Source organism: Vasconcelosia minhoensis LEGE 07310, from assembly GCF_015207255.1.
GTDB lineage: Bacteria > Cyanobacteriota > Cyanobacteriia > Phormidesmidales > Phormidesmidaceae > Vasconcelosia > Vasconcelosia minhoensis.
Genome location: NZ_JADEXG010000057.1, coordinates 1 through 14,827 on the forward strand (window position 1 = coordinate 1; position 14,827 = coordinate 14,827).

The 14,827-nt window shown below is 54.6% G+C and carries 12 protein-coding genes and 1 pseudogene; 5 read left to right on the plus strand and 8 right to left on the minus strand.

Annotated elements, in window-relative coordinates; genetic code table 11:
• Nucleotides 1-166, minus strand: a pseudogene (locus tag IQ241_RS19485) (transposase); the annotation flags it as partial.
• Nucleotide 167: 1 nt separating this feature from the next.
• On the opposite strand from IQ241_RS19485, the gene IQ241_RS26690 reads away from it, so the two are divergent.
• Nucleotides 168-431 carry a DUF6399 domain-containing protein gene (locus tag IQ241_RS26690; RefSeq protein ID WP_228021872.1) on the plus strand — a complete coding sequence of 88 codons (264 nt, stop codon included), beginning with the start codon at nucleotides 168-170 and terminating at the stop codon, nucleotides 429-431.
• A 609-nt stretch (nucleotides 432-1,040) separates the two neighbouring features.
• Here the strand turns inward: IQ241_RS26690 and IQ241_RS19490 are convergent.
• From IQ241_RS19490 to IQ241_RS19505, 4 genes are all read right to left on the minus strand, one after another.
• Nucleotides 1,041-1,901: a hypothetical protein gene (locus IQ241_RS19490; protein WP_193910432.1), complete on the minus strand. Its 861-nt coding sequence runs from the start codon at nucleotides 1,899-1,901 to the stop codon at nucleotides 1,041-1,043.
• A gap of 44 nt (nucleotides 1,902-1,945) precedes the next feature.
• The gene (locus IQ241_RS19495; RefSeq protein ID WP_193910434.1) at nucleotides 1,946-2,374 is read right to left on the minus strand and encodes a transposase; all 429 of its coding nucleotides are present in this window, start codon (nucleotides 2,372-2,374) and stop codon (nucleotides 1,946-1,948) included.
• The gene (locus IQ241_RS19500) at nucleotides 2,371-2,757 is read right to left on the minus strand and encodes an IS5 family transposase (protein WP_193910436.1); all 387 of its coding nucleotides are present in this window, start codon (nucleotides 2,755-2,757) and stop codon (nucleotides 2,371-2,373) included. The genes IQ241_RS19495 and IQ241_RS19500 overlap by 4 nt, the downstream gene beginning before the upstream one ends.
• 255 nt (nucleotides 2,758-3,012) lie before the next feature.
• Nucleotides 3,013-5,304 (minus strand): bifunctional serine/threonine-protein kinase/ABC transporter substrate-binding protein, encoded by a 2,292-nt coding sequence (locus IQ241_RS19505; RefSeq protein WP_193910438.1) that lies wholly within the window; start codon nucleotides 5,302-5,304, stop codon nucleotides 3,013-3,015.
• Nucleotides 5,305-5,483: 179 nt separating this feature from the next.
• Between IQ241_RS19505 and IQ241_RS19510 the strand changes: the two genes are divergently transcribed.
• The gene (locus IQ241_RS19510; protein ID WP_193910440.1) at nucleotides 5,484-6,290 is read left to right on the plus strand and encodes an AAA family ATPase; all 807 of its coding nucleotides are present in this window, start codon (nucleotides 5,484-5,486) and stop codon (nucleotides 6,288-6,290) included.
• Here the strand turns inward: IQ241_RS19510 and IQ241_RS19515 are convergent.
• Nucleotides 6,273-7,145, minus strand: a complete 873-nt coding sequence (locus IQ241_RS19515; RefSeq protein WP_193910442.1) for an S-methyl-5'-thioadenosine phosphorylase — start codon at nucleotides 7,143-7,145, stop codon at nucleotides 6,273-6,275. The two genes, IQ241_RS19510 and IQ241_RS19515, sit on opposite strands and share 18 nt — an antisense overlap.
• A gap of 183 nt (nucleotides 7,146-7,328) precedes the next feature.
• Nucleotides 7,329-9,365, minus strand: coding sequence for an elongation factor G (locus IQ241_RS19520; protein WP_193910444.1), 2,037 nt, complete (start codon nucleotides 9,363-9,365; stop codon nucleotides 7,329-7,331).
• A gap of 408 nt (nucleotides 9,366-9,773) precedes the next feature.
• Between IQ241_RS19520 and IQ241_RS19525 the strand changes: the two genes are divergently transcribed.
• Nucleotides 9,774-10,907, plus strand: coding sequence for an ion channel (locus IQ241_RS19525; protein WP_193910446.1), 1,134 nt, complete (start codon nucleotides 9,774-9,776; stop codon nucleotides 10,905-10,907).
• A 130-nt stretch (nucleotides 10,908-11,037) separates the two neighbouring features.
• Here the strand turns inward: IQ241_RS19525 and IQ241_RS19530 are convergent, their stop codons facing one another.
• Complete coding sequence (locus IQ241_RS19530; RefSeq protein WP_193910448.1) at nucleotides 11,038-11,178, minus strand: hypothetical protein; 141 nt, start codon at nucleotides 11,176-11,178, stop codon at nucleotides 11,038-11,040.
• A 158-nt stretch (nucleotides 11,179-11,336) separates the two neighbouring features.
• On the opposite strand from IQ241_RS19530, the gene IQ241_RS19535 reads away from it, so the two are divergent.
• Together IQ241_RS19535 and IQ241_RS19540 are read left to right on the plus strand one after the other, a co-directional pair.
• Nucleotides 11,337-13,052 carry a dynamin family protein gene (locus IQ241_RS19535; protein ID WP_193910450.1) on the plus strand — a complete coding sequence of 572 codons (1,716 nt, stop codon included), beginning with the start codon at nucleotides 11,337-11,339 and terminating at the stop codon, nucleotides 13,050-13,052.
• A gap of 104 nt (nucleotides 13,053-13,156) precedes the next feature.
• A complete protein-coding gene (locus IQ241_RS19540) occupies nucleotides 13,157-14,812 on the plus strand; it encodes an alpha/beta hydrolase (protein ID WP_193910453.1) in 1,656 nt (551 codons plus the stop codon).
• The last annotated feature ends 15 nt before the right edge of the window (nucleotides 14,813-14,827 follow it).

The following is a 14,827-nucleotide window of genomic DNA, read 5'->3' on the forward strand; positions in this document are numbered from 1 at the left end:
TCTCTATCGCTAGGTCACTGTAGGTATTCGACGCGCCTCGCTTGCCAGTCTTTTGCTTGTTCTTCCAGGCGCTCAGCACCCCTTCATCTATCCAAACGGTCAGGCTCCCTCGGGCCTCCAAGGCGGCATGATACTCTGACCAGTTGCAGATGCGGTAGCGGCTTTTCATGCTCTCCCTTACTTCGACTATTATCTCAACCGTATCGATTCATTCTTGCTCATCACAACTGCCTATCGAACGATTTGTGCAACAAAGCCACTTCGACCTCAAACGACACGATGGCACGACTGCTGCTCAGCGCTTATTTGGGCACGATTTTCCCGACGTATTTGAATGGATGCTAGCGCAGGTAGGTGATCTACCTATGCCTCGGCGGTCTTCTAAACCACAACAGCCGAAACCCTTATACGCAGACACTTTCCCGGCTTAAGTTGGTACCCGACTGATATATTGCTTGACTGCCAGTCACTTGAAGAAGCTTTGAAGCGTAGCGAGGCCCTGATTGATGCTAGCCGGTGATAGACCCGTTCTATTAGCTGTCTCTTCTCATGGTTCGTTCGCTGCCTTTGGCCAGAACCAGTAGACATTTCATATACGCTACACTATAGAATGCCTTCGGCACACCTTTTATTACATGACAACCACTTAGAAACCGACCGTTAAATTTACTGTCGTAGTCAATGCACAATATCGTTACCTAACGGCTAGAGGGCAGATTAGCTGCAAAGGATGTGTCAGAAAGGAAGGTTTTTGACGCATCCGTGGCAACGACTCTCTAGGCATATAATCACGAACTTACAACTTATAATAAGTAATAACCTACGGTTCGCTGATCACTACCTGTAGTGTTTTCCTCTAGTGAAAAACACGCCGATGGGGTATTCGTAATTTTGAACAATCCGATAGCTTTTCATATCAAGTCACTACATTGAGCTAAGTAAGAAATGCTGCATAGAGACACTTCAACATTAGCAACGCCCGTTCCGATAACTCCGACAACTTCTCGCGTGAGTTCGCCCATATAACGACTGCGCGAGTGTCAGTGTAGGGGAATCTGGACTGCGTTATCGCAAGTCAGTATCTCAGTCTTATCTTCATCGGTGAACTTTACCTTGTATAGGCTAGTGAAAATATGAAACCTAGCGTTCGCAATACCTGTGCCCTTATCGCCAATGACTTCTAAGGTGAACTCGCCACGATGCCCTAAGGTGCCCGGATCGCGAACCGTCATGTTTTTGCCCCAGGTCGGCGCGATGATTTTAACGTTACCGACTATTGCCTTAATCGGTTCGCAGTTCTGAATATCGCTGACCGCGTATTTATAGTCTGTAAATTCTGTGTAAGCCCACTGCTGTCGCGACTGGGCTGGCGCATTCACGCCTGGAAAGCCGCTGTAGTTCAATAGACACAAAAAGAAAACCAGCACTACTGGTATAGCGGCTCTCCTCAAAGTTGCCACATGCCCCGAAGTCCTGCGACGCTTTGCTAAGCAGCCCAGTTGTATTCCCAGTAGCGATCCAACACCAATGCCGATCCATGGGGAGATAAAAGCAAAATCGCTAATCAGTTGTGTCATTAGCCCGGCAATACCGCCAATGACGCCCCCCACCATCAAAGATGCGGGTTCGACTACTAATGTACGGCGGGGACAAAGCTGCCCAAACAGCCAAGCTGAGCCGTAAACGCCTAGAGAATGCAGCAGCGCGTATACCACTAACCAGAGGCAGGGCCAGACAACCAAACCTTCCTCACGATAGTTAAGAAAGTAGAAGTCATGCGAATGCGAATGCCAGTGCGCAGTACCGTACAAGACAAAAAGGCCCGATAACGTACTCACCAAAGCAACTGGCAAATCTCTCAGACGCTTTCTGACAAAAGGCGCAACTATTCTTAGGCTCATCTATTTTTCCATGCCCTACTTCAGAGAGTGTTTGTAAATGAAAGTTAAGTAGTTGTTGCTTTCCAATTTTTGCGATTCTTTTCTAATCGCCGCAACATCAATCGAATCATGACAATGTACACCATGCCTGCATGATTCTCCGGAAGCCGTTCATAATCTCGCGTCAAGCTTCTAGCATTATCCAACCAAGCCCAAGTCCTTTCCACAATCCATCGCTTTGCTTCTATCGTAAAGCCTTTAGCACTCTGTTGTGAAATCTCAATGGGGACACCATAAACGGCTTCTAGGTCATCGCCCAGGTCACCTCGATAGCCTTTATCGGCCAGAATCTTTTGAATCCGGCCATACTGCTCTAATACCCAAAACAGCACGAAAGGCGCTGCTTTCACATCGGCTTGGTTGGCTGCGCCGACATGACAGATCAGGACAAGCCCCAGCACATCTACGGCAATATGACGCTTGCGACCTTTCACCTTTTTATAGCCATCGACCCCAATTTCGGCCCCCCTTTTTCGCCCAGTTTGACCGACTGGCTGTCGATAATCGTCAAACTCGGTTCCGCCTCTCGTCCTTCGGACAGCCGCACTTGGCCGACGAGGGCTTGGTTGACCGCCTCCCAAACCCCCCGCCTGACCCACAACCGAAAGTAGCCGTAGACCGTTTGCCAGGGCGGAAAATCTTTGGGCAAGTTTCGCCATTTTATCCCGTTGTCAGCTCGATAAAAAATAGCGTTTAAGACTTCGCGTAAATCCACTTCTCGCAATCGACCGACCTGTTTTTGTTCGGGCAGCAGCGGCCCAATCCGATGCCATTCTAGATCGCTCAAATCGCTGCCGTTTCGCTCTGTCTCTCCCATCGCAGTTGACCCCTGAGAACTTTCATTCCTGGCATCGCTGATTTCACAGACGATATGCGTTCTTCGTAATACCTATTTACAAACAGCCTCTGATTAGTGCAAGAGGTCTCATGACTCTAGGGGCTCGGTCATTGATCTATAAAGTTTTCAGCGCGTTGCCTCATTTTATCGTCCCTAAAGTCATTAAAGAGCGTTAGTTAGCAAGACCGACGGACTCTATAGGAAGCGTTATTAAGAGGGCTAAAATTAGCCCTGCTAAGGTATTGGAACAAAGTCATAGCCATAGCCTGAACGATCGCCGTTTCTGACCGTCACTAGCTGAGGCTGCTGATTGCGATCGCCCGACGGCAGAAACTTTACGATTTGAGTTGCGCCATCCGTCACAGGGCGATCGCTGCTTAGCACGGTCTCGATTCCTTCGCGGCTGGGCTGATTCTGCAACGCTGCGAAAATCGCCCGGGCCGCGTCATAGGTTGTCGCCGTACGCCAGCTCACATCGCCGCCCCAGTAATCGTAGGAGTGCTGAGCAAAAGACGATTCTCGATGCGCCTGTAAATGCCAGGGGATAGCCACAACCAGCTCGGTTGCTGCTGGCCCAGCTTGGTCTAAAATTTTGGGATTGTACAAACTGTCACCGCCCAGCAGGGGGAGTTCGCCTTGATTTGCATCAATTACCCTTAGGGCTGGGTCGAGAGTTGGCGTATTGGCGGCCAGCATTAGTACCTCAGCCCCCGCTTGCTGGGCCTGCCGAACAGCTTCTGCTGCACTGTAATGGCTGAACTGGATCAGGTCAAACTCAGTAACCACCTCGCCGCCGTCGCCATAGAGCGCCGTGGTAAATTCATTTTTGAGCGACTGGCTGTAGCTGCTCTGAGAGTTATAAAAAATGGCGGTCTTACGGCGGTGCAGCGTTTCGAGCTGATAGCTGGCGAGGGCAGCAGCGGCAAAGCGATCGCTCGGCGCGGTGCGAAAGACATAGTCACCCAGGCTAGAAATTTCCACCGAAGTGCTTGTGGGCGAAATCATGGGCAGCCCTTTCTGCTGATAAATGGGGGCGGCAGCCAGAGTAACATCACTGCTGAAATGACCGATAATGGCCAGGATAGAGGGATCTGAAGTGAGCTTGGTTGCCAGCCGTTGGGCAATGTTTGGATTGTTTCCGTCATCGGCAATCAGGACTTTGAGTGGAATCCCGGCAATTCCCCCAGCCTGATTGATTTCATCTTGAGCTTGAGCAATGCCACGCAGAATTTCTAAGGCCGGATTTGTGCTTTCTTTGAGCGGGGCTGCTACCGCGATTGTATGGGCAGGCTGCTCGCCGATTCGGGCATTATTTAAGTAAATCAGGGCTTCAGGATCATTCCGCTGGGTTACGAGTAGTGCCTCGAAAAGGTCGATTGCCAGAGGATAGTGACCGTCAGCGTAAGCTTTGATCGCAAGCTGTTTGAAGTCAGAAATCTGAGGAAGCAGACTGCGCTCCCCTAGGCTAAGTCGATGGGCCATAGCATCTGGCCTAGAGCTAGATCGATCTGCGCTGACGCTGGCTGACTCGGCGGTAGCCGCTACGGGAGACGGCTGTTCGAGCATGATTTTTCTAATAGACGCGGCTAACCCAATCCAAAAGAAAACCTTAAAGGCAGTGACCAGGGCGTCACTATCCTTAGCTGAGGTCCGATTAGCAGGATACTTCTTGGATTTGGGAATAGCAGGAGCAGAGCGGGGCTCTTGCCAATTGAACTTGACACTGTCGAGTCTGGATTGGGCTTGCTGTACTGTCTGAAATCGCTCTTCAACAGCAGGCTGTAATAGCGTCTCTAGCCATTTGCACAAACTGGGTGAAAGCGATATTCGCGAACGAAACTGGATTCGGTTGCGCCACCGGGGTAATGTGGCTGGGGATTCACCTAACGCTAGAAACAGTAAAGTCGAGCCTAAACCATACAGGTCTGAAGCAAAGCAAGCCTGGCCGCGAAGTTGCTCGGGAGGCATGTAGTTCAGCGTGCCAATGCAGGTACCGCTGCCGATAGCCGTATGGCGGTAAAGGTTTTTAACCGCACCAAAGTCAACTAGAGAGAGCTGACCATTGGGTTGGTAGATCAGGTTGTCGGGCTTAATATCACGGTGGATGACGGCAGGCTCGCGGGTGTGCAGATATTCTAAAATAGCGAGAACCTGATGCGCGATCACGACTATCTCAGCTTCGTCAAATCGCTGCCCTGCTTTTACTAGATTTGCCAAGGAATTTCCAGGGGCCAGCGACTGCACCAAATAGAAGTGACGATCGCTGCCTACATCGGCTTGGAAATAGTCGATGTATCTGGGAATGCCGGGATGATTCAGCCGTTCTAAGACCTCTGCTTCTCGCTCGAACAGGTCGAGTATCTTCCAGTCGCCAAGCCGCTTCAGGGAGAGGACTTTGATTGCCACCGGGCAGTCTAAATCAATCATTTGAGCTTTGTAGGTATAGCCGGTGCTACCCTGGCCCAGCGTTGACAAAATTTGATAGCGATCGCTCAGCATATGACCGCGAGCATAGGGAACCAGCATGGGCACCTCCAATAGAAAATGTAGGCCAGAAAACTTAGGTACTCTCAAACTAGTTAAGCCAAGAGCAGTCTGGAATATAGGCATAGTTATGAAGTAGGTTATGATCTGGCCCTAGGGGCCAATTCAAGTCCGCTAAGTCCGTTAGGATAAAGTCATCCGTAAGCGGATTTGCCTCACCCATGCCTTCACCGCCGCCGCTGTTCATAGAAGCAACGCAGAACTGGCATCTAGACCGCCTCTATGCCGATCTAGCGGTTGCCAAAGGCCAGTTTGCCTCACATATGCAGCCGGGCCTCACTTCGGTTGAGAAAGTGCGGCTGCGGGGATTGCTGTGTGGCTATAGCCCCGCCGAAATTGCCGAACAGCAGGTTACAGCGACTGGAACGGTTGAGGTTAGTCTGAGTCAGACGCTCTATCGCTACGTTGAGGTGCTAACTGCGCGCTCGCGCAACACTCTAGAAAGCTGGCGTAACGTTGCCGACTGGCTGCGGCAGGCGGGCTACGAAAACACGATCGTTGAAATTAACTGGCAGCAGGTTCCCGATGTGCCGGTCTTCTACGGACGACAGGATGAGCTGGGCGAGCTCAAGGACTGGGTCGATCCTCCGTCGGTGCCCGCCTGCCGCCTGATTATGCTCCATGGGCCCTCTGGCATTGGCAAGACGACCTTGGCCGTCAAATTAGCAAAGGCAATGCGATCGCGCCTGAGCTCACTGAGGCAGATAGGTCCAGGCAAAGGTTGCGGCGGCAGCGCCGAAGATAGCGGCCCAGATCAATATTTCGGATTTGGAAATGTTCTGAATGCGCCATTTTGGCTTCGGCGATCGCGTTTGTTTAACCTTGCCGTAGTTTGGATCGCTTTTCTGTCGTCGCTTGGCTTCACCCATGGGATTATTGACTCACTAAATTTGGTGGACTGTGGACGGTTTGGAAGGGGTAGAGAAGTTCTAAAAGAGCAGAAAGACCAATTACAAGTATTTCTTTAATAGCAGTGAGAGGTCTTCTTTCGCCTCAGCGGGGGCCTTGTCTAGCGGGGTAATGATGGCATACTTGAGAGCAGAGTGAGCGTCGGACTCGGGGGGATGTTGGCTCAGGCGTTGAACGACGGATTGAATCACCCGCTGGGCGTTGACGGCGTTCTTTTGTAAGTTGCCAATCACCATCTCGACGCTGACGCTGTCGTGGTCGGGGTGCCAGCAGTCGTAATCGGTGACCATCGCCATGGTGGCGTAGGCCATTTCCGCCTCGCGGGCCAGCTTCGCTTCGGGCAGGTTGGTCATGCCGATCACGGTTGCGCCCCAGCTGCGGTAGAGGTGCGATTCGGCCTTGGTCGAAAAGGCGGGTCCCTCCATGCAGACATAGGTGCCGCCGCGATGCAGTGTTACCTCGGGCAGGTCTAAGTTTTCAATCGCATCGGCGAGCACACCTGCCAGCTGTTGGCAAACCGGGTCGCCAAAGGAAATATGCGCCACGATGCCGTTACCAAAGAAGGTCGAAACCCGACTGCGGGTGCGGTCGATGAACTGGTCAGGAATCACCATATCCAAAGGTTTGGCTTCGGCCTTGAGCGAGCCGACTGCCGAAGCGGAAATCAGATACTCTACGCCCAGGCTTTTCATCGCGTAGATATTGGCCCGAAAGGGCAGCTCCGACGGCATCAGCGTATGGCCGCGACCGTGGCGGGCTAGAAAGGCCACCCGCGTTCCTTCCAGGGTGCCAATAATCAGCGCATCTGATGGTTTGCCAAAGGGTGTCTCGACCTGCCGTTCTTCAATATCGGTTAGCGCCTCCATCTGGTAGAGGCCGCTGCCGCCGATAATGCCGATTTTTGCCACCGTCATGGGTTTGTTCGCTGCAAGTTAACGTCAGCTTATTGTATCTGGATGGGGGTGGGGGGTGAAGAGGGAAGAGGGAAGAGGGAAGAGGGAAGAGGGAAGAGGGTTTGAGCAAAAAAGTAGGACCGCCAACTTGGCCGTCCTACTCTCTGACTTTTTGTCCGCTAAGATGGCTGTCTCGCCGGTGAGTTAGAACTCTGAGGGAGCTTGTCGGGCGAGAATTTGGGACCGGAGTTTGTCTGGGACGGGGCTGAGGTGGTCGTACTGCCAGCTGAAGAAGCCGACGCCCAGGGTGAGCGATCGCAGTTCTAAAATCAGCGTTTGCATTTCAGCTACGGCGAGATGGCCAGCAACCTGATCCCAGCCGGGCCAGCCGGGCTTGGCCTGGTAGCCCAGAATCTGACCGCGACGGATGCTAATCAGCCGCAGGACGCCGGAGGTAAAGCTGTTGGGAACGGAGATTTCGACGGCGGCAATCGGCTCTAGCAGGTCGGGTTCGCAGGCAGCCATGCCGGTTTGCATCGCTAGGCGAGCGGCCTGCTTAAATGCCTGCTCAGAACTATCGACGCTGTGGTAGGAGCCGTTCGTCAGGGTCACGGCAATATCGACGACTGGGAAACCCAGCGGGCCGTTCACTAACGCTTCGCGGACACCGGTTTCAACGCCGGGAATGTACTGTTTGGGCACCGCGCCCCCCACGACAGACTCGCTGAAGCGAAAGCCGTCGCCGCGAGGCAGGGGTTGAATGTCGATATAGACATCGCCAAACTGGCCATGGCCGCCGGTTTGGTGCTTATAGCGCCCGTGCACATCGGCCGTTGACCGGCGAATGGTCTCTTTGTAGGGGACCTGGGGCAGGTGAGTCGTCATCGGCAGGTGATATTTACGGCTGAGGCGCTCCAGGGCTATTTGTAAATGCATTTCGCCCTGCCCCCAGAGGATGACTTCGTGGGTATCGCCGTGCTGCTCCCAATAGAGGCCGGGGTCTTCTTCCAGCAGCTTGCCAAGGGCGGTACTGAGCTTTACTTCATCGCTGCGCTGGGCAGGCGCGATCGCGAGGGCATAGACCCGGTTTAGCGCATCGGCGGTGGGTAATTCCTCAGCGGGTTTTGGCCCCGTTCCGAGCGTGTCCCCGGTAAGGGCCTTTTCTAAACGCGCGATCGCGACAATTGACCCGGCCTCGGCGGTATTGAGCGGTATAGTTTGCTGACCCATGAGCTGATAGATGCCGCCGACGCGATCGCCATTTAGCACATCGCTATCGCCAATTTGGCCGCGCCACAGCCGCACTAGGGAAAGCTTCCCACCCTGGGAGCTGTAGTAGGTTTTGAGCACCTGGGCCAGCGGCTCGCTGCTAGATGAATCAATACCGCGATTTTGGGCAGTGACCTTAGGCTCGGGCGTTTCGCGCACCAGGGCATCGAGCAGCGGACGCACGCCGTAATCACTAGCGGCAACGCCGATAAACACGGGAACGACCAGGTCAGCCCCCAAGTCGAGCTTGAGATCTCGAACAATTTCTTCCTGGGGCGGATCGATTTCTTCCAGCAGCTCTTCTAGCAGGTGGTCGTCAAAGTCGGCGAGCGTTTCGAGCATTTCAGCCCGGGCGGCCTTTTCTGCGGCGGCCAGCTCAGCCGGAAGGGGCACCGGGTCGGCGGGGGCACTGGGATGATAATGATAGGCTTGCTCACTGATCAGGTCGATAAAGCCCACCAGCTTGCCGCCCATGCCGATGGGATACTGGTGGAGGACAAGGGGACGGCTAGAGACCGACTTGAGGGCTTCGACGACGTCCGAAAAGGCAGCATTGCTGCGGTCAATTTTATTGATCCAGAGCAGGTGGGGAATTTCCCAACTGTCCAGGAACTGGAGCAGCGGCGAGACCGTCAGGGCGCGGCTGGGGTCGGGTTCGCAAACAACGATGGCGGCATCGACGCCGATCAGGGCATTGCAGGTTTCCTGGAGCAGCTCGACCGACCCCGGACAGTCTACAAAGGTAAAATTAATGCCGCCATGCTGGGTGCAGGCGGCATTGATTTCAACGGTCATTTTGTGGTCGCGGGCTTCCGGGGTACTGTCTCCAACCGTGTTGCCCTCGGGAATGCCGCCTTTCCGGGAAATCGCCCCGGTGACGGCGAGCAAGCTTTCTAAAAGGGTGGTCTTACCGCTGGAATAAGGACCCACGATAGCGACATTGCGTGAGCCCGACAAAACTTTATGAGTCATGAGTCGTTCCTTTTACTGAAGGGAAGGAATAGTCGGAAAGTTATAAAAATACAGCCCTTTGTCGCTTGACTCCGAAGCCAAGGCTGAAGGGATGCCCTAACTGCTAAGCGCTGACGGACTTAGGGAGCTGATATCACGATTCACTTAGGGTTGTCGGAAGCCGGTCAGCAAGCTGTGATAGCGCCTAGCTTAACCCGTCTGCGCATCGACGATCGGCTCAGTTTGGAAAAGTTTATGCGGTGATGCCGAACCCAGTCTCGCTGATAGCATTCCAACCCTCAAGCTGAGCAAGTCGCAATGGGAACCCAGTCAATCGGCCTTTTTATAGACGCGGCTGGGTCGATAAGGCGGTAAGGTCGGAAGTCTGACGTTGCTCGAACAGGCCGATGATTGCCTTAAACGTCCCCTATGAGACGATTGTTTACCCTGCTCTCAGTTGGTTCTGCGGCGCTATTGGCGGGGGGGCTGCTGCGGCCTGTACCCGCTGGCGCTCAGTCTACCCAGCCCAATGACCCCACTCAGGCTCAAACTTCGCCTCAACCCCAGGCCAAAATGACGATTGGCGTTAGCCCGATGCCGCCCTTTGCCATCCAAACTCAGACCGAAAGCGGTAATGACTGGGATGGAATTGGCGTCCATCTGTGGCGGGAGATTGCCGAAGAGCTGAATATTCAGTATGAATGGCAGGAGCTACAGCCGGGAGAAGAAGTTGAGCGCGTGCAGGATGGCACCGTCGATATGGCCATCACCGCCACCGCCACTGCCGACGCAGAGCAGCAGGTTGACTTTACCCAGAGCTACTACATTTCTTCCCTGGGCATTGCCCAGTCCCGCCAGCGGGGCTTTTTAGACGTGGCGACCTCAGTTCTATCACCGGGCTTTTTATGGGTCTGCCTGTGGCTGTCGCTGCTGCTGGTCGCTGTCGGCGCGATTGTGTGGCTGTTTGAACGTAGCAAGAACGAAGAGATGTTTAATGCCCATCCGGGGCGCGGCATCTGGGATAGCTTCTGGTGGGCCGGGGTGACGATGACGACAATTGGCTATGGCGATAAAGCGCCTGTGACCGTGGGTGGACGAGTCATAGCGCTCATTTGGATGCTGATTGCGATGGGCATTACCGCCAGTCTGACGGCGACGATTACCTCAGTGCTAACTCAGGATCGGACGAGTCAGCTTACCCAGTTTGCCGATCTCAAGGCCATCAAAGTCGGGAGCATCGAAGGCTCCAGCGCCGCTGAGGCGCTAGAGCAGCAGCAAATCTCATTTCAATCGGTGAAAGCGCCTTTGGACGGGCTGCGAGCGGTTGATCAGGGTCAGCTCGATGCCTTTGTCTACGATGCGGCGCTGCTGAACTATCTCAATCGAAATGAGCTCAAAAGTCGGCTGTATATTGAGTCTACCGGGCTTCAAATTCGCCGCTATGTGATTACCATGCCAGAAGATTCCCCTAGACTGGAGACCATCAGCAGTCAGGTGATGCGAGAGCAGAGCCAGGCAGACTGGCAGGCTATGCTGAAGCGTTTTTTACCGCAGTCTGAATGACACCTTTGCTGGGCTGGCCTTCCTGAACAGCAATCAGTCGCTGCGAAACCCAACCTATTAAAAAGCCGCAGCAGATGTCATCCTTTCGGAATTTCTGCTGCGGCTCAGGTGACCAAGGTTTAGCTTTAAATTATTTCTTATCCTGATCGGTGAGCTTGGGAGAGTTCTCGGCTTTCTTGCCCGCTTCTTCCTCAATATTGTCAACTTTGTCTTGAATCGTATCTTCTACATTCTCAGCAAAAGACTTATCTTTCTTTTCGGCATCACTCATGGAATATCTCCTATAGAAGTTTTCGACATCTACGATTACTAACTTACGGTTGTCAGCTGAGGTCAGCATCCTCCCTGAGAAGCATTTCTATCTTCTGCGCCATGAATGCCAGGCGATGATTCGGCTATGATTGGCTAAAGCACTCTGCGGGCCTGGCCATGACGAACGCAATTATCGATCCGACTTTACAGCGGCATCAGGTCGCTTTGGATCAGCTGCTTGCTCGTTTAGAACGGTTTGCAGCAGCGGTCAAACATAGCGCCCTGCAAAAAACGATTCAGAACCTGCGCGAAAGCCTTGCTCAGCCCTTCTTGTTCGTCGTGATTGGAGAGGTCAAGGCGGGCAAGAGCAGTTTTATCAATACGCTGCTGGGCAGTGAAGTCTGTGAAGTCGGTGCCGACCCACGGACCAACCGCGTGGCTAAGATTGCCTACTCTGACCATGACTACAGCCGGGAAACCAAGTCCGGTGCGCTGCAAGAAATGGGTCGTCCGGTGCCGATCCTGCAACAGATTGCGATCGTTGACACGCCAGGAACCAACAGCCCGATCCAAAGCCACGAGGAGATTACAAAGGAATTTATTCCCAATAGCGACCTAGTCCTGTTTATCTTCTTCGCCAAAAATCCCTATACGCAGACGGCCTGGTCGCTGCTGGACTATGCCCATAAAGAATGGCAGAAGCCGGTTGTCTTTATCCTGCAGCAGGCCGATTTGGCTGACCCGGTGGAGCTGGAAACGGCACAGCAGTATCTACAGCAGGAAGCGATCGCGCGTCAAATCAAAGATCCCCATATTTTTGCCACCTCGGTCAAGCTAGAGCAGTCTGAAAATCAGGTTGAGCAGGGCGGCTTCGACCCCGTCCGCCAGTTTATCAGCCAGACGATCACCGGCGGTCGGGGCTACCGGCTGAAGCTAGAGTCGGGGCTGGGATCGATGCAGCAGATTTTGTCCCGGCTGACGAAGGAGATTGACTCGCTACAGCAGCAGCTGGAGACTGACCGTGCCGTTGTCGCGCGGATCAAAGACCGATTGGGAACGGGGCAGACGCAGTCGCGCTACGAGATTAGCTCCTTGGTCGATCGGCTGATTAGCCAGTACGGGCGAATTACGGCCGAGGTCAAGGCTGAGTTCCGAGAGGGGCTGTCGGTCTGGACTCTGGCCAAGCGATCGCTCCTTTCCCTATTCAACCGCAGCCAGCGGGTAGAAGCCTGGATGACCGATCTGAAAAATCGCGCTCAGGCAGAGCTAGAGAGTACGCTGGAGGAAACCTCGAAAGATGGGGCCAAGCATTTTGTCAACGGTATTCAGCAGCTGATCAAAAGCCTAGTCGAAGACCTCGACCGCATTCAAAATACCCATTTTCGCCGCTCCGAGATCCTGATTCCCCTGACCGATCACCGCTATGAGGTGATTGAAGATGTGAAGGGCAAGGTGTCTGGGCTGCTCGACGATCCGGGGTTTCTCGATTGCCTGGCGGCTAACGCCGATAGCGTTGGCCCTGGCGTGGCCGGCGGCGGCATCTTGGCTACCATTGGCGGGGTGATTGCGGCGGTGACTGAGGTCGTCATTCTCGACATTATCGGCAGCGTTTTTTTTGGCGTTGGTCTCCTGATTGCTGGAGGGATCTTAATCGCCAAGCGCCGCAGCCTCATTCAAAAGTTTGATCAAGAGCTAGACCGCAATCGAACCCGGTTTGAGCGGGAGATCTCTGAGCAGCTCACGGCAAAGCTGAGCGTGATCTACGAAGAGATTGACCGCAGTTTTGCCGACTTTTATCGCTATGTGGAACATGAGGAGGCGAGTATTTCGCCGCTGGTGAGGGAGTTTGAGCAGATTCAGCGGGATGCGGAGGAGTTTAGGGGGAGAGTGTGAGGGAAGAGGCAAGAGGGTAGAGAAAAGGGGTGGTGATTTGGTGGATTGCTTGGGATTGTTTGGGTTAAAGCTGAGTGGCTATGTGGGTTGAGCGGACTAGGCGCGTGAGGCGAGGTTTTAAGGTTTGGGATGCGGTTCGGGCTTATGTTGCTGATGTCGGGGCTGTGATTGTGACTGCGGCGGCTGGCGTTTTGGTGGCGGCGGCGGCGGATGCGGCTGAGCGAATTCACTTTCAGTATGGTTTTCTGGAGCGTTCGGTTAGCCTTGAGCAGATAGAGGCGTTTGTAAATGAGGGGACTGTTGACGGTTCTCTGGAGCTGCTGCTGTTGCGGCTGAGCCCAGAGCAGCAGGAGCAGCTGCGGGCGGCGCTGCGATCGCGCTATGAGGTCGATCCGGTATTGGTCAATCGCTTTTCCTACACTAGTTCCGGGCGGCAGCTGCTGACGGAGGCCGGTGAGGTGCTTCAGACCGCGTCCGGGATGAACGGGCTCTATGCGCTGCGGGGGGCGCTGACCCTAGCGGCGGCGGACCCGGAGGGGCTGACGCTGCTGAATCTGCTGCGGCAGTATCCGACTCATTTACGCATTGACGTGAGGCGGGCGCTGGCTGTGGGCCGTAGCTTTGGCCAGATGCTGGCCGATACGGAAGCCGCGATCGCGCGGCTCTCTGAACAAACGCAGACCGCTGCGGCGCAGGCACCGGCGACTGACTTTAGCCAGCTGCCCGACCCCAGACAGCCGGGTCCTTGGCAGGTGAACCAGCAGACACTAGCGCTGCGAGATCAGCGCCGAAATCGCGCCTTTTCCACCGACCTCTACCTGCCAGAGGGGCCAGCCGAGGGAGCAGCGCTGCCCGAACGGCTGCCGGTAATTGTGATTTCTAACGGGCTGGGGGGAAGCCGCGATCGCTTCCTCGACCTGGCAACCCACCTGGCGTCCCACGGCTTTGCGGTCGCGATTCCCGACCATCCCGGCAGTGACCGGCAGCGGCTGCAGGCGTTCTACCAGGGGCTGTATGCCGAAAATTTTGAAGCGGCGGAGTTTATCGACCGCCCGCTGGATATCCGCTTCTTGCTAGACGAGCTGACCCGGCTGAATGGCGAGCGGTTTGACAGCCGGCTGAATCCAGACCAGGTCGGCGTCTTTGGTTACTCCTTTGGCGGTACGACGGCGCTGGCCCTGGCCGGGGCTGAAATCGACCTGTCCCATTTAGCTGAGGACTGCGCGACGCGCTCTGCCCTGATCAACATTTCGCTGCTCTATCAGTGCCGGGCGCTAGCGCTGCCGACCGATTCAGTCAGCTTGCGGGATTCCCGGGTGCAGGCCGTCTATGTCTTTGTACCCTTCGGCCGCAGTCTCTACGGACCCGAAGGCATGGCTCAGGTTGAGATTCCTGTGATGTGGGAGGCGACCGATCAGGATATTCTGACGCCGCTGGCGATTGAGCAGCTGCCCGCCTTTGCCTGGCTGACCGAGCCGGAGCGCTATCTGGTGGTTACAGAGGGGCTCCCCCACGCTCGCCTGACGCTGGATGTGGTCAATCGACTAACCGATCAGGCCCTCGCCTGGGAAGACGTTGGCCCCATCGCTGAAACCTACCATCAGATGCTGAGCCTGCCTTTTTTTCAAGTCTATGTCGCCGAGCAGGACGTCTACCGTCCTTACCTACAGGCCCAGGCCGCCCAGGAACTGACGCAGGAACCCTACGACTTAAACTGGGCGCGATCGCTAGAAGGCATTATCCCGTCCCCTCAAGATTAGATGTTCTCTGCATAG

What these genes read in the sequence shown, in the direction of transcription:
- IQ241_RS26690 (WP_228021872.1), top strand. Translation starts at nt 168, where the DNA reads ATGCTCTCCCTTACTTCGACTATTATCTCAACCGTATCGATTCATTCT.
- IQ241_RS19490 (WP_193910432.1), bottom strand. Translation starts at nt 1,901, where the DNA reads ATGAGCCTAAGAATAGTTGCGCCTTTTGTCAGAAAGCGTCTGAGAGAT.
- IQ241_RS19500 (WP_193910436.1), bottom strand. Translation starts at nt 2,757, where the DNA reads ATGGGAGAGACAGAGCGAAACGGCAGCGATTTGAGCGATCTAGAATGG.
- IQ241_RS19505 (WP_193910438.1), bottom strand. Translation starts at nt 5,304, where the DNA reads ATGCTGGTTCCCTATGCTCGCGGTCATATGCTGAGCGATCGCTATCAA.
- IQ241_RS19510 (WP_193910440.1), top strand. Translation starts at nt 5,484, where the DNA reads ATGCCTTCACCGCCGCCGCTGTTCATAGAAGCAACGCAGAACTGGCAT.
- IQ241_RS19515 (WP_193910442.1), bottom strand. Translation starts at nt 7,145, where the DNA reads ATGACGGTGGCAAAAATCGGCATTATCGGCGGCAGCGGCCTCTACCAG.
- IQ241_RS19520 (WP_193910444.1), bottom strand. Translation starts at nt 9,365, where the DNA reads ATGACTCATAAAGTTTTGTCGGGCTCACGCAATGTCGCTATCGTGGGT.
- IQ241_RS19525 (WP_193910446.1), top strand. Translation starts at nt 9,774, where the DNA reads ATGAGACGATTGTTTACCCTGCTCTCAGTTGGTTCTGCGGCGCTATTG.
- IQ241_RS19530 (WP_193910448.1), bottom strand. Translation starts at nt 11,178, where the DNA reads ATGAGTGATGCCGAAAAGAAAGATAAGTCTTTTGCTGAGAATGTAGAA.
- IQ241_RS19535 (WP_193910450.1), top strand. Translation starts at nt 11,337, where the DNA reads ATGACGAACGCAATTATCGATCCGACTTTACAGCGGCATCAGGTCGCT.